Below are 21868 nucleotides of genomic sequence, written 5' to 3'. Positions count from 1 at the left end.
GAAACCACCCTAAATATCTATTCTTGTTCTGATGATTGCCCTTAACATATCCTCACATGTTAATTAGGCAAAAACTCCACCGTCTAATGACGGTGGAGTTAGAAAATTATAGTAATAATGGGAGCTTACTTAAGTCAATAAAAGGAACTTGTCCAAATATAAGTCCACTTTCCCCCTGAAGCCTTGCCGCCAAATGTCCTTTTCCAAGTAGTTTCTCCGCGCCCTTTTCACCTAATGAAATCTCGGAGGTCCCCACACTTTCAACTCTCAATATTAACCGATTTCCTAGATTATCTCTTAACTGAACTGGCAGCACGTTTGCGTCTGGCCGCTGAGCCGCGAAAATCAAATGTATTCCTGCAGCACGAGCCTTTACTCCTAAACGTTGAACAATAGAAGACACTGCGCTCTTATATTCATCAACAAGCATCCATTCTGCGAACTCATCGTGAATTAAGAAGATAAGAGGAAGCTTTTCTCCGTCCAATACTTTGGCATTATAGTCTATTAAATTGCTCACTTTACTTTCTTTAAACTTCTGATATCTATCATTCATCTCTACGACAAGGTCTTCAAGTACCTGCGTAGCTTTACCCTGATCATCAATAATACCCTCAACAAGATGAGGCAGATCAGCAAGATGCATATAATCAACACCGTACTTAGGGTCAATTAAATAAATTTGCGCCATGGCCTTGCTATTAGTCATACAGATGTCTAGTATAAGGTTTTGGAGCAAAACTGACTTACCACTGCCCGTTGCACCAGCAATAAGGGTATGTGGTGCATGTTGGGCTCCACCTTCAAACTCTCCACCTAGATTCAAATAAAGAAGCTCACCATCAATTTCTTTAACACCAATGACATAACTCATGTTTAGACCGGATGCATTATTCTGTACCTTTCTTATCTTCCATACATCAGCCAACGAAATACTTTGCCTATTTGGTCGGGCCAAAGAAACAACAATTTCTCCTGGTTGAGCCATGATATTAATTACGTCAATTGCATGCGTAGTAAGAAGTATAGATCTTCTTTTCTCGATATCATCAACCTTTAATTGATCCGAGCCTTTTAATCTTATTACTATAGCGTTTGGCGTTAACCGACTGCCAGTAACCTTCGCTTGCAAATTATAACTTATTAGTGCCAGCCTTAGTTTATTTACCATTTCATTAATCCACGCTTGATCTTCACTATTTTCTTCAGTATTTTGGGAATTTTGCTGAATCCAATTAGCTAATTGAGGACTTGCCCATGATATATCAGCTTTACTTCCAACAACTGATTTTTTTTCATCTGGTAAATTATCTAGATTATTCATTTCTACTTGGTTAGCATCTTTATTACCCTCATCAGTATTCGCCGAGGATTCCTCAGAACTTCTTTCCATTTTCTCAACTTCTGAGTTATCACGGACAACACCTTGATTCGAAATGTTATCATTATTACTAGCAGCAACATAATTGATTCTCGGAGCGGGTAGCTTGGCTTCGGTTAGTTCCCAAGGCTTACTATCATCCAATTTCTCACGAATTGAGATAAAAGACTCTCCTTTGTGATATGCCAATACTAATTCTCTTACTAAATCCCTAGTAAACACTTCCTGGTAGCTTTTTTTAGAATTAGTAATAGGAACTCTTTCGCTGTCCAGTGCAATATTAGGCAAAGTGGATAAGAATACATGCGAATATCCCTTAATCTCAATAGGAACCTCTCCATTACGAATACCCTCTCTTAACTCTTCAACATTAAATGGGGACCCAGGAGGTAGTTCAATACCATCATTCAACATATCGCTTAATCTTGATAACCATAAATCGCGGTCAAGCCTTCCTGGATCACCAAAAAGTGCATTTTCCATTCTAGATACAGTATCACGTAACTGCTTTGAAGAATTCTTTTTCGCTTCAGATACACCCTTTGCATCGACATACTTCGCCTCAGATATAAATACCTGTAGTTGCTTCCTATTATCAATCAATTTAGGTGCCAGAGCTAATATATCTGCAATCTGTTCCTCTTTTTGTCCAAGCCAAGTTGCGTAATCATCTAAGAAAAACCAACCTGCCGTTTGTTCTTTCTCCATCTCAGACTGGAGGATCGCTTTACTTAACACCACTCCAATTAACTCACCTGCAAATACGCCACGCTTTGCAGCACGAAGTACGATATCACCTGAGATTGAATTGGCATCCTCGATGAAGCGATCAGTAAGCTCAACTAGCTCAATATCTGCTAAACCAAGATTTAAAGCGGACAGTCTTCTTTTCACTAGTACATTAAGCAAGTTTAGTTGCGATTTTGATGAGACAACTATGTTAGAACCGTGAGATTTGTTGTGTTGGTATTTTATCACTTTAACTCCTAGATTCTTTAGTTGTCTGCGTTCTAGTAGTTCGTCATAGTTTACGACCCATTCACCTAACTTATGTGCCTCATCGAAAATAGCTTTAACTTTTTCATTTTGAAAGGATATCTGTCTCGCAGGTAAGAAGTATCTTCCTGGAGCAACATCCTTACCTCTTACTACAGAATAAACTGCCGAAAGATACGACCATCCTACAGAAGGTTGACTCGGACACGTTAGGTATACGGTAGATTTCAGCTCATCCTTGCCCGTGGATCTTCTTCTCGCCCATCGAGGAGGGTAATGATTGAGAAGCTCTGGAATCTGCCTAATCTCTACTTCATCCCATTCAAGACTAGCTTGTCTTGAAATCACGTCTTGAAGAAAAACGATATCGGCTGGTTTTCCTTCTTTTGTATCTAATGAGGTAGCTTCATGTGCCATTACACCCACACGCAAACGGGCCATAAAGTCACGAGTCACTTCACTTGCCACAAAAGAATCCGCATCACTATCCGTATTCTCAATCATTTTCATGTACAATTCATTTAATTTATTCGTGTCACGATGTCTTAATATAACTTGACAACGAACTTCATCCTCTGCCTCATGCATCGTAGCAATTGAATTCACAATAGTTTCAGGTAGTCTCGTAGAGTCACAATTGTACAATACTATACTTAAATTGGTTTTTTCATGAGGTTGTAAATCTAAATAACGTTCAACAAGATTCAGCAGCTTATTACTTGCTTCTTTAGGGTCTTCATTAGTCTGTGTATCATCTTCTTCACGTACTGGGTATTCCATTAAGGTATAATCATTTTTAGAATCCGTAATTGCAAGAAGCACCGGTTCCTGTCCCTTATAACCGACCGCTACCTCCGGATAGTAAGGACTTAAAATTTCTTCTTTAAGGTCTGTAAAGAATAATCGTTGATCTCCAAAGTCTACTTGATCTGTAGTTAATACATAATTAATTAGTCCAATAACTTGTCGAGCTTTCACAGATTTTTCCGCCATACGCATCGGGTGCCATGGAGCTACTATAGTCATTGGTTTGTTCTTATCCCCGTCGACCCTAACATTCCCAATACTCATAATAGGTTGCATTATATTAATCCGATTCAAATCTCCCAACGCGTGTTCTTGAAGAGTATGTAAGAATTTATCATACAACACACTTTGTTTAATCATCGAATCAGAGCTGATACCATCCTTCAGCCAATTACTGATAGATTGTCTATATATCTTCGAGAATTCTGTCCATACTTCTATAAGCACAGCGTAGTCCTTTTGCGAGATCCTCTCTTCTTCAAGTGAACTTTTCAAATTTTTTAAGAGTAACTTTTCTAAGTCCGTCGTTTTATTGTATACCCCAACTAACGATCCCCTATTCTGACCAAACACCGCTTGTATTGTACCTACATCACTCAAAGATAGTCCTTGAAGTTTCCCCTTTTTACTTACAGGATTTTGTGAAACGGTTGAATAGGAAAACGGATTCTCGGCTAATCTTCTCAGATCATCATACAATTCAAGACCAATCTCTAATGGATTACCTTGCCAAATAAGCTTAATTTCATTTTTTTGCTTAGCCCCTTGCAAGTCTTGATAAGTTAACTCGAGATAAAATCCAATTTGAATAGCAGATTTAGCAGTTGATATGTTTTTTTTGTAATTTTTTCTCTGTTTTGACTCTGAAACTAAGTGATCGTACTCAAATAAATTATACGTATCCCAAGTCACTTGCCAATCATTTGTTAGCTTTTCTAAGCCTCTATATGCATTGCAAAAAAACAAACCAACATCTTCATTTATTTCCAACCAAGACTTTCTACTAGTTGTCTTCTGGGTTCGAATTCTCAGTTTCTTTTCCCCGGTAGAACTATCACACTGTGCAAAAAGCCTCTCAGTTGCCTCTAATAGTCCAACTAAGAAGTCAGTGCATTCAATCGCTTTACCATAAACAAACCGATCCCACTCAGCTTTTAAAGCCTTATCTGTTTCTAAATTTTGTCGATGCTTATCGTAAAAATCCTTATCTTCCTCTGTGGCTTCCTTTACTTGCCGTTTTTTAAACCGTTCTTTGAAATCATTCAAATAGGTAAATTCATCTTCCGTAAGAGTTTCGGGAAACTCATCTTCATAAAGTTGGCAAGTTTTTTCAGCCAAATCTATTTTCATTGGCTTTAACTCAAAAAATAACAAATTTACTTTATCAGACTCCCATTCTAACTCTGCAAGATTTTCTGCAGCAGTAGACCAATTGATAGCAGACTCAATGAACAACTCCATAATGGGTTGAACGGATGGATCAATTTGGCTTTTCACCTTATCGTAAGATGTCCGAATATCACTATTTTCAATAATTTGTCGATTCGGATGTTGCTTATATAAATAACAGGATCTTTTGGTATATGCATCTACAAACATTTTCTTCCATCGATTAGCGTGACCTAATGCTTTTTCAGGAATAGCATCGAAATAAAATGAGTCACGAGGAATACGAAGAGCTGGCAAAGCCCAACCAAGTGCTCGTACTACAGGGACACTGTCTTCGTAAATTGTTTCACGAACCTTTACTATAAATTCACTAAATTCCTCTAGGCTACACTCATTCGCTTGCTGTAGCCCTTTTAAGGCTTGTTCCCAATACCATTTTTGATCATCACTTAAAGGTAGATTTTTGCTTGCTACCTGAACCCAAATTTCATGTTGACTCTTTAAATCACCCGCCCCAACTCTTGCAATATCTCTTAGAGATTGCCCTTGATCATCATTTGTATTAGCTAGCAAAATAGCAGGTTTATTACATGAAGCATTTCTCCAAAATGTGGTCTTCTCATCCGTAACCATTTCAGTAGGTAAACCACTGTCTTCAACTAGTTTCCTAGGAACTTTAATGGCCAATGTTGATGAAAGTGACACATCCTGATTAATTGTTTTACAGATATACGACACCTGATCGCCTGTAAGTCTATCCAATAAGAAACGTGCTATACCTTCTTCAGATTGGCTATTGTGTAACTGACGACGTAGATACTCTGTTGCTACTTGACCAATTAATTCTAGTTGATTCATTTATTTATTTCCTCCTGAATGCCGAAGGGATTTTCAACATATGCACAAGCATCAGACAATCTCCGTAATAATCCCATACTAGCAAGTCGTTGTTCGAGCCGTCTTGCATTGTCAGAAAAAGCTTCTAAATCTGCTCTACCAGCTTCCGTAAGGGCGAGTGCTTGCTTATCACCAATAATGAATCCGTATTTCTCATACAACTTTTCTAAGAAGTCTTGAAATTCCATTCTTTTCGGAACAACACATAATACTAAAGATTTTAATAGTGTATCTTGAGGAGCGTATCTAAGCCTCCTTGAGCCTCTTCTGGAAGAAAGTCCAATCTCCTTACCCCAAATACTATGAAACTTATCGACGTGCTGTTTATGTCTGTTTATAGCAGCAGATACAAATTTATTTATCACGTCTTCAGGCGAATTTGCAGACTCTATTTCACTTTCTTTATTGTCTTTAGGCCATGAATATACATTTTTCAACAAAGAAATTGCTTCACTAATATCTGTTATTTGTCTCCACTCTTCTGTATGAACAATCTGTCTAATATAAACTTCTATTGTCTTCCGCGAGAAATTATTGTGCTCTGTAAATGAATCAGATGATAGCTCCCGGACAATTGTTTTCTTAGGTGATACGATCTCTAATATAAATGTTAACTTTTGGTCATCCTCTAATACAGTCTTTGCCCGGTTTAAACTATATATAATCATGTGCAACCCTGTTATATTAACAAGGTGAGGTATTGCATCATAGTTCGGAATGTCACTCTCTAATAAACTCAACCAATCATCTGCAAGCGCTTGATATTCTGGTAGAGATAAATAAGGTAAATAGCCCCCTGGCTTCACAGTAGATGAGTTTACTGTTTCAGTAGGTTCTAATGCAGCTACGAGACGATTAAATTTATTAGCTGGGTTTAAAACACTTTTTTGTAAGTTTTCAAGTAATCTAGGGCCTTTTCCGCTTCTCGTCAACATCAAGTATAAAAGTTCGCCCGTTCTACCGAAAAATCTTCTGTCATTTGTGGGAGTCTTATTTTCTTTAACCTTTAGATCTTCGTACAGGCATTTGGGTCCATATGGAAAAATAAATTGAGAACTCCATCGTTTATTGTTATCTCCTTCTATAGTTGTCTCTCTTAGAAATTGAACCACTAAAGAAAAATCTTCAAATTTAGGAAAACTCCTCTCTAAATACGAAAAATCTGCATTTACAATTCCAGCCTGCCCCTTTCCCATCACTTCGTACCATTGTGACCATGCTTCTTTATTATCATATTTATATCTGCTAGCTATTAATGTTAATTGAGGGTTATTAAACAAAATGTTTCGCAAATATAGTCTTGATTGGGGCAAATAAGCCAACTTATTAGGCTCAACTTCAACAAATGCTCTTCCTTTATCTAGTTCAGCTTGAAGAACATTTAAAAATTCCAAAAAACATAGCCATGGAGTTTGCTCATCGTATAAGCGATGTCCCCAAATAGCTTCATCGACCCACATATCTGAATCAATTTGAGTTGGACGGGGGAGTCTATTCTTCATTGTAGTTTACCTCTACGATTTTATCGTCTATCAATCCATCCTGATTAAGCCAGATAACCCTAAATGAAAGATCACTTTCATCAACGATATCTTCTTCATCCAATTTACGACGGAGTTCCAATTTTTTCAGGAGTTTACTCTTAAAACCAAGGATATCCTCATAACATTCTCGTGAAAAGCTGCCGGGCAAAGCTCCTTCTGCAACCCTTGACAAAAACTCATATCGAACTAATGTTAACGGCAATTCTACAGGAGCAATTGAAGGTGATAATTTCACTTCAACTACAAGCTTTCCAATATCGTTCATTCTAATTTGCACATTTTCACCGCGCTTTTTAGGAACAGAAATTCTTTCTTCAAAAATTCTACTAACTTTAGCCTGTGAGTGGCTACCGGATGTCGCTAATATCAGTTCGTCATTGTTCTTTGCTAATAACCCAGTAAAAATCCGATTTAACCCTTGAGAAATTCTCGAAGTTATCTTTGACATAACTTTTCCATTTTTAGCTGCCACTCTGTACACGTCAGATAAAAATTCACCGGCATATTGAAAGGTTGTGAGATGCCAAAGTTTGAGTTCTTCCTCTTTTTCTCTTGGAATTACAAAGAACAATCTTTGTCTCTGAGATTGAAGCGAGTTTAAAAAACTCTCACCACTATCTATAACACCTTCTAAATAATCCTTCTGATTCGCGCGAAATCTTTGGTCAGCACCATAGTATAAATCATTAAGTACGAGTTCCTCATAGTACATATTGAGATCAGGATCATCTTCTCCAAAAATTAAAATATTATCAATGGTATTGCTTGTTTCATAACCTATTCCAAATCTACTTAATGTAGCAAATACATCTGTTGACTCACGACGTCTTTCTGTGAGGTTCTCACCTAGAACATTGCGATAAATACTTGCAAGCGATGTTTTATTATCATCCACTATTTTTACCGCATCAAAGCATGACATCAGTCGATCTTTAGCCTCTGGGTGACCCAACAGCAGATTTGATACTAGAAGAAGCAATTGTCTAATTGGAAGGTGTACACCATTTAGTTCACATAACTCTAACAGATCAGTAACTCTTGAACGGATTAGTTTGTCCCCCTTGAAACCTTTAAGTCTTTTACGATTTTCCCAAATGGGACACTTTTTATCCGTTTCATCTGTTTCTTTTAAAGAACAGTTATTACAATCGTTCCATCCTGGATGTTCTAGTACCACATCTACGATTTGTGGAAAAAGAGTCGCCGCGCTTATTTGACTAAGATTGTATAACTTTAAATGATAACCAACCATTTCTTTCAGCTCAGAAACAAGCAAATCCTCTACGCATTGTTTTACACGCTCTGTCTCATGGTCAGAATTAATATGTTTCCACGCTTCAATCAATTGCCCGTCATTCGCAGCAATTAAAAAAACGTTGCTATCATTAGAATTAAGAACAGAATTAACAAATAACTTTAAGATTTCTCTTTCCTCATCTCTCAGTTCGCTTAGATCTTTTACAATATATAATTTCTTGGAGCTTGGAAGTAATACTTCTTTTATTTTATCGTCATTTTGCCAAGTTTGTAGCGAACCGTTTAACGACAACCAAACTTCCCTACAGTTATATGTTTTACCGTCCCCGGCCGTACCCGTTAGAATTACAGACTTTGGATTAGAAGATTTAAAATTTTCAACAAGTTCACTTAGATAAACAGATTCAACAATTATTGGATCTATTTTTTTCCGCCTAATTATCCTATGAATTGCCTCATCATACATATTATCATTACGTGGTATTGGACCATACTGCCGCAAAAAACTGATCCATTCAGATCGTATAATAGTCATTATGTACTACTCCTTCCTAAAAATCACTACTTTTGCTCTACATTTATTATAAATGAATTCCCTTTTTATACAAGAATCTAACATTATAAGAAAACAAAAAAGTCTGGTAGTATAATAACCAGACTTAGGTGCTATTATGAAAATGAACAAACACAAGGAATATCAGCATCCTCTTGAAATAGATACTTTTCAAATCCCTCTGATTCTAACTTTTCCCTAAACTCTTTTAATGTGTAGGGGCCAGCATTCTTCTTGAGGATCGAGACATTTTTCTTAAAAGAATCTCTAAAACGTTCTTCCATCTCTTCCTGTTCTTTATAACGTTCCGGCCAGATAGCATAAAGTATAGCATAGTGTTGGAAGCCACCCCTAACGCATTTTCCCGCACAATTCGCATGAGAAAAACCTTTTATATTGTGTTTAAGCAATATCTTAGCATTCTCATTATCTTCTTCTGCTAACTGTTCAGCAATAGTATACATTCTTGGGAGTTTAATTCCCCACTCTTCTTGAATAATACCTTTTGCGTCTAAGTCTTCTCTGAAAAGTTCAATTAAGGGAAATCTAGTTTCTATAGGCTCCAAGGGGAAATGACTATAAAAATCCTTTAAATTGTCTGCTCGATGACTCTCGTGAGGACCTATGCCAAAATAAAGAACAGGCTCTACATCTTGTTCATTTCTAAGTTCATCTTCCAAAAATATAATTGTTTGTCTTACTTTTAGTTCTTCAGAACATTTCGCTAGTCTCGCATTTCCTAGAAAGCGTGTCTCATGAAATACCTCTTCTGGTGTTCTTCCATCAATCCTCTGGGTTATTTCTATCCCTATATAGTCAGCTACCTCTTGCATAAATCGATAGTTATCTTCATCTTCCCACAAAGTGTTTGTAAAAAACAAAACACAATTTTCTTTGCCATAAGTTTGAACCATATGATGTGCTACGTACGCACTTCCTGCTCCACCACTGAACATAGCCACATGGACTTTTCTTTTTTTATTTTCGTCCATTTCCTCACTCCATGTCACTTACATATTTTTCAAATATTTTATATACTACGAATTCTAATTCTTGCCGAGAAACACTCTTTTTTGTAACACTAATTAGCCTATCTAAATTATCATACATTACTTTAGATTTAACAGATAAGTCTACTTCATTTATTATTTTTTTACTATGACCAATCTGTACTGGAATTCCTTCATTCGTTTTTATTATATCTTCGTTGGAATCATGCGCTAAAATATCTTGGTTCAATTGATTGATAAGAATATCATATGTGGCATCAGACCAATCTTCAAGCCGTACACCTACATACATTTCTACGAAACGTATGAACCATCCAGATTCGAGTTCGCTTTCGTTGTGTAGGGCTCTCTTCAAAGAATTTAATAGTTTGTTTCTTGGAATTTCATTCAAATCTTGTTTACCAAGCCACTCAGAGAGCTCATCGATATTGTTTACTCCTATAATAGAAATAATATCATCTTCGATTTGTTTCCCTATTACATTAATGTGACTCTCTCCATAAGCTTTTAAAGCAACCATATTATCGAAGTCATCGTAAAATTTTTCAAACAGCATTTTCATACTTTCTTGTGGACTAATTTCAGAGCGACGGATACACTCTCTAAACCAACTAAATTGATCGTCCACACTGTTTGATAGCTGCGTATACCTCGGTAAAGTCCTATACCACTTTAGTAATGTACCAGCGATAAAAATAGTCCGAGATTTATTAACAAGTCTTCCTTCTATAGAATTGAAAAACTCCACTTCGATTTTCCTGTAGAAATCAATATGCTTTTCATCAATTCTTTCATACTTATACTGATATTGACCTGCTCCTATTTCTACGATGATTTCAAAAAGTTTATTTCCATTAAGCCCTGGTACAAACATTTCATTGCTATACAACATAAATTCACTTAGCCTATCACTTAACATCGCCACTAACAAAACTGGTACAACTGGTTTTCTGATCCCAAAAGGCGAGTCTGTAAACAAATTAATAATATCTTTAAAATCACCATACGGCTTACGATCCAATAATTCTATTAATCGCTGTCTTAGAACAGCATAGGGCTCGTATTTAATATTTTGAAACTCGGCATTGTTTATATTCAAGTCAAAGCGCCCATTATTTTTAAACACTGACGCGTATATACTATACTCAGGGCCATTACCCTCAATGCCAAATCTTTCAACACGGGGTTTCTCTATCATTAAATCAATTAATTTAATAGCACCATTTTTCTGGGGGGATGATATTACAGTTCTGTTAAACGAATCATTTAGAATGACAGGTGTATATCTAAATAATTCATGGCATTTTTGTGACAGGAAATCACCCAACGCCACATCGTTTATAAAGCTCAACTTTTCACCGTTGTAGTACCATGAATCTTTTGAAAAGGTATCTATTTCATCCAAGTAATTAGAAACCATAAATTTTGATTCATTAAGCAGAATACTTATCTCTTCTTTAATACCTTTGTCTTCTTCAATAAATGTTTTATTTTTTAAAAGTTGCTCTAATACAAAAATGTTCTTTAGTTCCTCTTGAATAACGACTACGGGCTTAGAATGTAAGTATAAGAGGGTACCATTCTCTTTACTTATCTCCAAAATCTCATCAAATTTTTCATTGTTATGATATTCAGACCCCAGCAATAGATATTGAATATTAAGGTCAGCGGCTTGTTGTCCAACTATATTCCTGTAATCTGGAATATCTAAGTCACATACGAACTGTACTAAAGCAAACCGTGTCATACCTTTAGTATCATTATATTGTTGAGGAAAGTAATATTTTTTACTTAAATTTCTGAACAATATTTCTTTTTGTATTTTTCCATTAATTTGAAAAGTAGATTTGTCTGACTCTATTCTTTCCTGGAGATTAACAGAATTACCTGCAAACAACTCCCAGTAATTACTCACTCTATTGTATCTGAGTATTTTATTATCACTTAATATTTGAATAACTGATTCTAAGTCTGCATGATTTCCAGTAAATACAAATGACATCAAATCATCTGTTAATCTTACTTCAGACTGTAGTCCACAGATATTCCAAAGTGATACGAACTTTATTAAATTTATAGCTAACTCTTGTTGTAAAAGATCACTTGGGATTCTCGCGATAGCCTTTTTCAACAGTAAAAAGTGTCCAGATAATTCCTCGGAAGTTATATCTCTCGAATCAGGGAAAAAGTAATCAAATAATTGATGCGGCAAATAATAGTTATCCGTTTTATTTATGTGATTTTGGAACCCACCACTATCTTGACTTTCCAAGAAAGTAAATAATGTTCTTTCGTTTTGTCCAAATATACTCGTCAACTGTGGCAACATAAATAGAGAGACTGGGTGTAAGGGAAACATTCCCTTCAAGATCAATTTTTCCTTTTCTGTCTGGTTTAAGCTTGGGTATAAAGGATATTCTCTTAATTTGTCGCGGCTATATTTAAACAACTCTTCACTAATTTTAGGCTTATGTTCTAAATTTTCAGATATAACAATTTCAGCCAAACGAAGAAACGTAGCTTGATCGTTCTTAATGAAATATTGTCTAAACCTCTTCTCAATACGTTGAAATTCACTGATTGCTTCTTCGCCTAAACCACTAAAATACTGACGAAGACCTTTATGTGTAACAAGCAATAGATGTATTAACTCATTGCGGTTGGCTATCTCAGCGAGATCTTGTATATCTTGCATAGCCTCATTAAATTTTGAATCATTTAGTCCCTGTAAGAATCGCGCGAACTCATCATATACAATGAAAACACCAATATTATTCTCGTGTAGTATTCTTAAAACATATTCTATTTGAGTTATAAAACTTTGATTGTAATCAATGTCAAAAGAAGCACCAGAAGTCAATTGAGAGTATAATTCAGAAAAGTAGGAGATCTCTTCCTCATTTTGTTTATTTATTTCTGTAATCCAAGGTTCAATTTCTTTACCTTCCGAAAGTAATCTGGTATGGAACAAATTATATGTCTCAGGAAAACTTTGCTTCCAACTAGTAATCGTTTCAATTACCTTTGTACTTACTCCAGGTAAGGTTACATGTATGTTTTCTTCATGTAGCTTTTTTAGTAAATTTGAAAGTATGGATTGTCTAAACCGTCCTTCGTTCCCACTTAGTATAATAGGAAGATAGCGACGCTCTAATTGAGATGCCTCACTTATATAATGAGCGGTACTATCATCTACTTGTATGAATTTATTAACAAGTGAATTGACATCCTCTGAAGATACTGATTTAGAAACCATACCTGCAATTATATTTGCTAATAATGATTTCCCTGTTCCATACGGGCCAACCAAAATATGCGCTCGATTTGCATCTTCTTTAGTAAAACCTTCAATAATCCCATTAATAGCCTCTGCATGAGATGGGGTGGATATATACCTCTTAATGAATTCAGTATTGCCTATATCAAACTTAATGTTAACACTAGTTTTAAAAGTCATATTTACAACACCACTCTCTTGCCAAGTTCATCATTCAGAAAATCCATTGGCTCTATCTTAGCAACTTTTATATAATCTAAATTGTTAGTTCGAACGTATTGTACGGGATACTTGTCATGATTAGTTAGCACATTTAAAGCCTCTATAATCTTGTTCCGAGACAAATTATATGTAGTACCCCACAAATACTTTTCGTTAACAATCTCATTTATACTCACTAATTCGATCTTGTTTTTATGACAGTAATCAAGAAGTACAAAATACAGAGCATTAACGCCTATAGTTTCAAGATCAGGAGAAACTTTTTTTATGGTTTCTCTTTCACTAACTGAAGATTCAATTTTTAACAGTTGTAATTTCGAAAACGGGCTGAACGTTACATCTTCAGGATCAAGTTCGTTCGGCTGCTTTGTATAAAATTGAATCAAACAATCAATATCTCTTTTTAATGATTTATCAGAGATTTCTTTAGTCTCATTCAAAGAAACCCAAGTTTCAAATGAAGAATTTAAGTCTACTTTTTTAAAAGCTGTTTCCTTATAGGTATTAAAAAACCAATCAAATACTGTAGATTGATCATTATCATTACAAATTAATTTATAATGTAAGATTGATAAAGTAACGTTATGTTGCAAAACTCTATCGAACTGATAGATCAAATGTCCTAAACTTGTAAGAGAATGTACTTTCAAACCTTCTTCAATATTCTCTTCTATAACTCCAAAAGCAAAAAGCCAATATTTTAAGGCTTCAACCATATTTTTACCAAGGCCAATTTTTTCAAAAGAATCATCATTGTAAAAGAAACGACTATTATCTTCTACTGATTTCAAACCCTTACTAAGCCATTTATCTCTCATGTAGAAACTTTGATGTCTTGCGTATGCCATGAATGATACTTCCTTTCAAGTGGGATTCATCCCTGGTTAATACCTTCCAGGGATGATTATACACTAGTTCAGCCAACATAGACAACATCTAATAGGAACATACATTCTTGAACCGACCAATTTTGATTACGTTTCTTTTGGAAAGCATCTTTCACACCTTTCTATTATTGTGGGTTATAGACATCAAAATTATATCACTCTCTATCTTTGTAGGCTATAACCTGTTGACATAATTTCCGTAAGATTTTTATGATAGGTTGAATATTAGTCAAATTAAAGGAGCTGTGCTCTTGGAAATCGAACTAGTCATCTTTGGGGAAATAATCAGAAATAGACGGTTGGAACTTAATATCAGCCAAGAAAGCTTGGCTTTGAAGGCTGATATGGACAGATCGTATGTAAGCGAAATAGAACGAGGTCACAAAAACCCTTCTTTATCTAAAATTCTGGCTTTAACAACAGCTCTTAAACTTAATCCCCATGAATTATTCTACTTATTCGATGAATCATTATACAAAAAAAAACAAGAAAACAACCATCAATCTATGTGATGGTTGTTTTCCATTCGCTCGTAAAAAATTGAGCTTTGATCGTTAAATTTGATAGGATTTTTCTTTCAATTCTGAAAGAATTCCATCCGCCTCTTTAATATCACCTAATTTCCCTTTATATTTTGTGTCCAATTTTTTAAATTCATTTTCTTTTAAGATATCAGGCTTATACATAAACATTAATAATAATTTAACCAATTGATTGTCACCAGCAATAACTTTCTTTTCATGGTCATTCCACAAAAATTTTATCCATGGCTGTTCATTGAGGAATAGATCAATTTTATCAAATTCTTGAAAAATTGTCTCAATAGTGATTTCTGTATTTCTTCTCTTTAATTCTATACTAGCTGTTACAAAAGGAAGTAAACCTATCGGACGAAACAAAAGATGACCGCCATTATTTCTATTTCTAAATTTTTCTGCTGGTGAATCTTCATTAGTATTTAAAAATTGTTGTATTACATCAATCTTCATAAATGAATCCCAATAATTGAATACAAATACCTTAAAATCTTCAATGTCCGTGTCTGAAGGTCGGAGTCTTAAATAATCATTAATGCGAGTCTTATTATTTCGAATAACTTTAAAGTACTTGAGTAACTCCTTATTACAATCATACAACGTAATAACTGAAGTTATTGCTCTTTTGTTAGCTTCCGGAATCGGTTTGCCTTTAGAATCATATACTCGATCATTCTTAAATAGTTGATGATCAACTAAAAGTTCTCTTGTTATTACAGCTACAATATCATCTTCATCTAATGCAATTATATCTCTCATACTTACTGGCTTAGCATATCGATTTAAAGTACTAAACAATCTACGGGTTCTTTCCATCCCCCTATCATCTGTACTATGTCCAATAAATATTACTGGCACAGATTGAGTTGCTAAACTTGAATCTTCGTCCAAAGCCTTCTTTATACCTTCTGCACGATGTTGACCATCAACTGGAAATATTTTCTCTCTCCCAGTTAACTGCAAAAAACCCATATTAAAAAATTCTTCACCATCTTCATAATCTATTTCAACTTCCACCCACTGAGGGTTGCCGTCATATACAGCAAGTACAAGTGAATTAAAAAAGCGTTCATCCTGATTCAATATATATTTCTTAATATTTTTGTAATTATCTGTAATACTCCTCTGAATCATTTCGCTAAGAGTAGTCGATTTATGTAACTCATCATTTATCTCTTTTACATACTTAGAAATATCACTGAAACTCATAGTTGAAACGTAATAAGTCCATACTCCTATATTTCCTCGAATAGCAGGCAATTTCAATTTATACACATCCTTATCAAAAAGCATTAACAGCTCTTTTTATAATTTTATTTGGAATTTCATCATTAAAAGGTGGAAGAAATGAATTAATCAATTTTTTTTCAAGATCATTTATAGTGTTATTGTCCTTTAGCTCAATATATTTTATGTATAAATATGGTCCCCATTCCCTGATCATTGAATTTATTTTAGGGCGCTCTTGAGGATATTTTTGAAAATAACTTCGACAACGTTTTTTTAAGTTTTGAGCCGTAGTCGATTGAGCACGTCCAATATAAACAAGATATTCTGTATTAGGAAGTATACCCGGTCTTATATAAAAAAAGTATATCCCGCCTGTATTATTAGGCAAATCATCCATCTCTGCATGCATTTCTTTACCATTAGAGTCTAGGAATTTTGTTTCATTAAATGTCACATTAGCCCAATCAAAATCCTGCAGGTTCCACAGATCTGGACATAATTTAAACCTCACTTCTGTATTACGTATTTTTTGTATAAGGTCTACTTCTTCCATATTAAGATCACCTGGCCAATTAATTTATTTAACAGTTAATTGCTTACTATATTCTCCCTTCTCTATTAATTAAAGCAAATTAAATTGAATTCCAACCCAAGAATACATTATAACTGTTTGAATATCCAGACTTACTTCTTATGATGAGCTTGGTTTGTTTCTCAAACAATACACTTATTCGCCACCGCCACCATCTTCGCAGGCATTTCTTCCCGCAGTCGCCATACAAAGCTCATCGGTTTGTTCCCCTCGTGACTCACATAACCCACTTCACCCAAGAAAACAAATGGAGACGTATAGCCATGCTCTTCCTTATACTCCCGCACGAATAGCGCGATCCGATTGCCTGTCTCGCGATGATGAATATAGCGCTGCGCGGTAGTCGTATGCTCTGATCCCCAGCTCTGAGTCTGCCAGTGGAACAAACGCTCGTTAATCGCATAGTCCTCGTACAGCGTAGAGGGTGAAAAGTCTTTGTCCGATTTGTTCAGTGTAATGAAGAAGATGTCCGTCTGTTCATCGGCAAAATACTTCACGCCTTCACGGAAGGCGGGTGATTTCTGGGCATTCCAGTAACCGAAGGCGGCGAGCACTTGGTCGATGGAGTACATACAGTGGATATCCAGTGGACAAGTGTACGGGAACGAATTACTTTTATCCACAAATCGCAGATGAGCCAGATTATATTTAAAAATATCCACAAGTTCTACTCGGAATGCTTCACAAGACAGCACACGCTGCACACCCTCTTCGATGCTACTCAGTCCTAGCTTCTCGGGCGCAGCTCGATGGAAGGTGTAATAGAACATAATCAACATGCGCCGTTCATCGGCGGTCGCGGTTTCTTTACCTTTTTCAATATAGTCAATCAGGAACGTCAGCCAGCTTCGGGAGTTGATCGTCAACACAGATGGCAATCTGCGAATATACTCCTCGTGTTCATCTTCAATAGGTGCTGTTAATCCGGCTTCGGCCAACATGCCACGGAAATACCTTTTGCCCGTACGTCCACCATACAATTCAACCAGTGTCATCCCGTAATGCTCTACAAAATGAGCCAAGGTCAGCGGCAGTCCGGTGTCTTGCTGAAACGTTTGCAGCTTCTGGATCAGCGCTCTGCGATTGCGACTCATTTGCTTGAGATTGCGCATAATGTATTCTTTCGCTTGCTTTTCCAATTGAATGAACGTGCCGCGAGGCAGGTTCGAGAAGCCGTTCTCGACGTAGTACGAGATGGAATGTTTGGTGGCGCCGATCAGAGCACGGAATTTATCCTGGAACCTGTACTCCTGATGTGCTTGTCCGATGAAGTCGAGCACGGTCAGGCACTCTTTGCCATCTGCCATCCGTAGTCCACGTCCCAACTGTTGCAGGAATACGGTCAGACTCTCGGTAGGACGCAGGAACAGGATGGTGTTCACCTCAGGGATATCCACGCCCTCATTATACAGATCCATGACAAAGATCATGCGCAGTTCCCCGTTCACCAGTTGTCCCTTCGCAGAATGACGCTCCTGTTCGTTCGACCCGCCATGAAGGGCCATGGATAGAATGCCGGCTTCGTTAAATATTTGGCCATATACAGCGCATGATCCACCCCTACGCAGAAACCAAGCCCCTTCACATCATCCAGATCGGTTACGTATTTGTTCAGACTTTGGATGATCTGGTTGGCACGGATTTTGTTATGAGTGTAGAGCTTCTCCAGTTCGTTCAGATCGTAGCCTTTACGCGACCACTTCACCTGAGATAGATCGACAGTATCGGTGACGCCAAAATATTGAAAAGGGCTCAGGAGCTTGCGGTCAATTGCATCGGTTAGACGGATCTCGGCGGCAATCGTATGATCGAAGTAGGCGGTAATGTCTTTGCCATCCATCCGTTCAGGCGTCGCGGTGAGTCCCAGCAAAATCTTCGGTTCGTAATGGGACAACAGCTTCTGGTATGAAGGTGCAGCCGCATGATGGAATTCATCCACAATGATGTAATCGTAATAGTCTGGGCTAGTGATCTCCGTCAGCTTCATGGAGTTAAGACTCTGAATACTAACAAACAAGTGATCCAGCGCCTCTGCTCGGTAATTCCCGACATGCAGCTCACCAAAGTTCATATCCTTCAGGATATACCGGAACGTGTCCCGACTTTGCTTCAAGATTTCTTCCCGATGGGCAACAAAAAGCAGCTTTGCTCCCGTATGGCTTGCCCGGAATCGCTTGTAGTCGAAGGCAGAGATGACCGTTTTGCCAACGCCTGTGGCGGCGACGATCAGGTTGCGGGTTCGTCCATACAACGTACGCTCGGCGTTCAGCTGTTCCAGCACTTCTTTTTGGTAATCGTAAGGCTGGATGTCGAGGTGAAAGTGGTTGGACTGATCTTTTTTACGATTCAGAGCCGCCTTCAACTGTGCCTCATGCCCTTCATCCTCAGCTACATATCGCGTGAATTCACGGTCATTCCAGTAACTCTCGAAGGTCGCTTCAATCTTGCGCAGCACATCGAGTGAATCTTTCTCCGTCACCTTGAGGTTCCACTCCATACCACTGGTCAGCGCTGGGTTGGATAGGTTAGAGGAGCCGACATAGGCTGTTGTGAACCCGGTATCGCGGTGGAAAATATACGTTTTGGCGTGCAGCCGAGTCACTTTGGTATCATAGGAAATCTGGATTTCCGTGTTAGGCAATTTGCTAAGTTCAGTAATGGCCTTGAGGTCGGTTGCTTCCATATAAGTCGTCGTGATGATCCGCATCTTGCCTCCGCCAGTCGTGAACTGTTGAAGCTGTTCCAGAAGCAGGCGAAGCCCGCTGAATTTGATAAATGACACCAGCCAATCGATCCGATCGGCGGTCACGATCTCCTTTTGCAACTCTAATAACATACTCGGCTCGGACTTGGCACCTGTGAACAAAGAGCTTTGGGAGATCGGCGTATCTGGACGAACGATTTTGGTATCCCGGACCGCACGAATGCTGTTCAGCTTGGAATACACAAGGGTCAACACTTCCCCCTGCTCATCCAGTTGCAATTCGTTGTACTCTTCTTCCCCCAGTGTGCCTTTCAGGGTAGCAATAATCTCATTACACGTTCGGATCTGTGCCAACACTGCTGTCTTATCTTCTGTCTGTTCCCGTACAATCTTGAGCGCTCGCCGGGTCACCGCCGCCAAAAGTGGACAGTAGCTTGCGAGCTTCCTCTGCATCTAGCTTCTCGGTCCCGATGTTGTACACATCCGGGTCCAGCGCCGAAATCTCATGCTTGGTGATTGTGTTGATAAGCTGTTCATATATGCCTTGTTTCATGAATGTACCTCGCGAGAGTTAGGAAGGTTGTGGATAGTTCTCTATGTATATGTAGCTGAAAGTTGCTTCTTCTATATTATCGACCAATCTGTGGAAGATTTCATTAATTGTTTGATTTCATAGAAAAAGCACCTCTACTTGTGGTCTGGTAGAAGTGCTTAATGATGTGACTTTAAATCGTGTATAGATGTGCGCAACTCATATCATCTTTTCACTGTATCACTTAGAATTATAAGTTAGTATGACAGTCTTCTCTCTTAGTTTGAAAATACGGTTACCATCTTATCTTTAATAAAGATTGATAAATAATCGCTTGTTTTTTGAGTTTGAATATCAGCACAAAGGCTAGTTATCTCCTTTTGAAGTACCAAAAGCGCGGCTGGAATAACAAAAATGTTCATTTTCTTTATATTCAGACCCTTATCATCAATTTCAATCTCGATTCTCTTTATATCGTCGTCAGCACGCAAAATATCACCTAGACAATAAACAATCTTGTCTTCTCTATCCTCCTTAACCACTTTTTCTCCTAATAACCCTAAGAGAACTTGATAATTCGGATCTCCGTCTTTAAATATATTAATTAACTCAATGATTAGGTCATTCAGAGAAATATTTCTTAATTTCTCTTCCATCCTCTCTCTTGAATCATCTAGAAACCACGATTCGAGATCCACTGGTGTATCGTCTATTATCCCGGGAACATAGGGCTTAGTGTAAAGAAATTCTTTATTCATTGTTTAACCTACCTTTTAATGTTTTGTATATTCCCCACCTATTTTTTTGGCAACTCTGTCAAATAGCATATCCCACACTGCATCTTTATTACCAGTTTTGAAATATTCTTGTGCTTTTAGATCACTTCTTAGCTCTTTTTGAATATTAGCGAATATAATTCCTATGTCTTCTGCATTTTCTTTCCAACCTTCTGCCCCTCGTTTCATACTCAAATTAGTACCATTTGGAGAAACAGCTCTTATCTCAGCCATATTAAAATCTATTGCAGTGGCTATATCCTCAAGACTGAAAGGCCCGTTAGTTGGATGGTTATGAGTAAATACCGTATCTTTAGCTACATCTTTATGGTTACTTATATTTATAGACTTTTCAGTACCAACAACCGTTTCTCCTATTAAATTACCATTCTTATCAAAAAATTGCCCGTGTTCCAAGGGTTTATTTCGAATTTGATCCTCAAACTTATTAACAGATTCTAAATAATGAGTTCTACCCGTCCTTTTATTTCCTTCCCCATGCCCCGGCTTTCCTCCACCCGACCCACCCAGATCGGTATGCTTATCATCCATCGAACGAAATGCTTTGCCAAACAATACATATGCTAGAGCCTGACCTGTCATCGCTCCACCGTAATATCCTGCTCCACTCTCATCAATCTGTTTCTTCTGCTCATCCACAAATTGCTCTATATCAGACCTCGCCGTTCCCGTACCCCAAGCGGTATCCCATGCAAACTGAATACCTCGCCCAACGTCTACAACTTTGCCCACTGTCATGGCATATGCCACACTGCTTAATGTACTGAACGGCTTATCGAAGAAAGCTTCTGCCGTCTGGCCCATTCCCGTTATTGTTTCTCCTACTGATTTATCAAGCAGCCCTACAGCGAAATTTCGCTTTAGTTCCTCTGGAATGTACAGCGCAACCTCGCCTGAGCCGTCCGTTGTTTTGAAGTTCCTCGCGATAAACGTAAACTCTTTCTGGATTTCGTCCAACAGCCCGAGTGTAGTCGGGAACACTTCTTTCACCTGCATAAAATCCCAGAAGAAACGCTCTCCTGTCACACCCGACCAATCGGATTGCAACATATAGATCGATTTCTCCAGTTCCCAGACCATTCGCTCCAGTTCCTGTTTCTTCTGCTGGACCAACCGGGCTTTCTCGTCCAACACATCGGGATGTACCTGAATACGCTGCATTAAATCTTCACCGCCAACTTGACTGTAGTCGTTATACCTAAATTTTAACAAGTGAAGAGTTTGATTGGAATCAAACGTAGGATTCATTTTCTCGTT

11 protein-coding genes and 1 pseudogene are annotated in these 21868 nt (G+C 37.5%); 1 reads left to right on the top strand and 11 read right to left on the bottom strand.

Features of this window, described 5'->3' with window-relative positions; genetic code table 11:
- Positions 1-106: 106 nt before the first annotated feature.
- From MKY01_RS05235 to MKY01_RS05210, 6 genes are all read right to left on the bottom strand, one after another.
- Entirely contained in the window at positions 107-5431 is a 5325-nt protein-coding gene (locus tag MKY01_RS05235) for an FtsK/SpoIIIE domain-containing protein (RefSeq protein ID WP_339285715.1), read from the bottom strand.
- Positions 5428-6972, bottom strand: a complete 1545-nt coding sequence (locus tag MKY01_RS05230) for a hypothetical protein (RefSeq protein ID WP_339285713.1) — start codon at positions 6970-6972, stop codon at positions 5428-5430. The genes MKY01_RS05235 and MKY01_RS05230 overlap by 4 nt, the downstream gene beginning before the upstream one ends.
- Positions 6962-8806 (bottom strand): hypothetical protein, encoded by a 1845-nt coding sequence (locus tag MKY01_RS05225; RefSeq protein WP_339285711.1) that lies wholly within the window; start codon positions 8804-8806, stop codon positions 6962-6964. The genes MKY01_RS05230 and MKY01_RS05225 overlap by 11 nt, the downstream gene beginning before the upstream one ends.
- 134 nt (positions 8807-8940) lie before the next feature.
- Complete coding sequence (locus MKY01_RS05220; protein WP_339285709.1) at positions 8941-9816, bottom strand: hypothetical protein; 876 nt, start codon at positions 9814-9816, stop codon at positions 8941-8943.
- Between the two features lie 4 nt (positions 9817-9820).
- The gene (locus tag MKY01_RS05215) at positions 9821-13291 is read right to left on the bottom strand and encodes a hypothetical protein (protein ID WP_339285707.1); all 3471 of its coding nucleotides are present in this window, start codon (positions 13289-13291) and stop codon (positions 9821-9823) included.
- Positions 13292-13293: 2 nt separating this feature from the next.
- Positions 13294-14181 (bottom strand): DUF4007 family protein, encoded by an 888-nt coding sequence (locus MKY01_RS05210; protein WP_339285705.1) that lies wholly within the window; start codon positions 14179-14181, stop codon positions 13294-13296.
- Positions 14182-14471: 290 nt separating this feature from the next.
- Between MKY01_RS05210 and MKY01_RS05205 the strand changes: the two genes are divergently transcribed.
- Complete coding sequence (locus MKY01_RS05205; RefSeq protein ID WP_339285703.1) at positions 14472-14732, top strand: helix-turn-helix transcriptional regulator; 261 nt, start codon at positions 14472-14474, stop codon at positions 14730-14732.
- Positions 14733-14774: 42 nt separating this feature from the next.
- Here the strand turns inward: MKY01_RS05205 and MKY01_RS05200 are convergent, their stop codons facing one another.
- The 5 genes and pseudogenes from MKY01_RS05200 to MKY01_RS05180 form a co-directional block, all read right to left on the bottom strand.
- Positions 14775-16022 (bottom strand): DNA sulfur modification protein DndB, encoded by a 1248-nt coding sequence (locus MKY01_RS05200; protein ID WP_339285701.1) that lies wholly within the window; start codon positions 16020-16022, stop codon positions 14775-14777.
- Between the two features lie 16 nt (positions 16023-16038).
- Positions 16039-16539, bottom strand: coding sequence for a hypothetical protein (locus tag MKY01_RS05195; protein ID WP_339285699.1), 501 nt, complete (start codon positions 16537-16539; stop codon positions 16039-16041).
- Positions 16540-16700: 161 nt separating this feature from the next.
- Positions 16701-19835, bottom strand: a pseudogene (locus MKY01_RS05190) (DUF3427 domain-containing protein).
- A 257-nt stretch (positions 19836-20092) separates the two neighbouring features.
- Positions 20093-20572, bottom strand: coding sequence for a hypothetical protein (locus tag MKY01_RS05185; protein WP_127547379.1), 480 nt, complete (start codon positions 20570-20572; stop codon positions 20093-20095).
- 15 nt (positions 20573-20587) lie between these two features.
- Positions 20588-21859, bottom strand: coding sequence for a WXG100 family type VII secretion target (locus MKY01_RS05180; RefSeq protein ID WP_339285697.1), 1272 nt, complete (start codon positions 21857-21859; stop codon positions 20588-20590).
- Positions 21860-21868 lie beyond the last annotated feature (9 nt).

The sequence above is a fragment of the Paenibacillus sp. FSL R5-0486 genome, assembly GCF_037975155.1.
Classification (GTDB): Bacteria; Bacillota; Bacilli; order Paenibacillales; family Paenibacillaceae; genus Paenibacillus; species Paenibacillus amylolyticus.
This window is presented reverse-complemented; position numbering and strand designations above follow the sequence as displayed.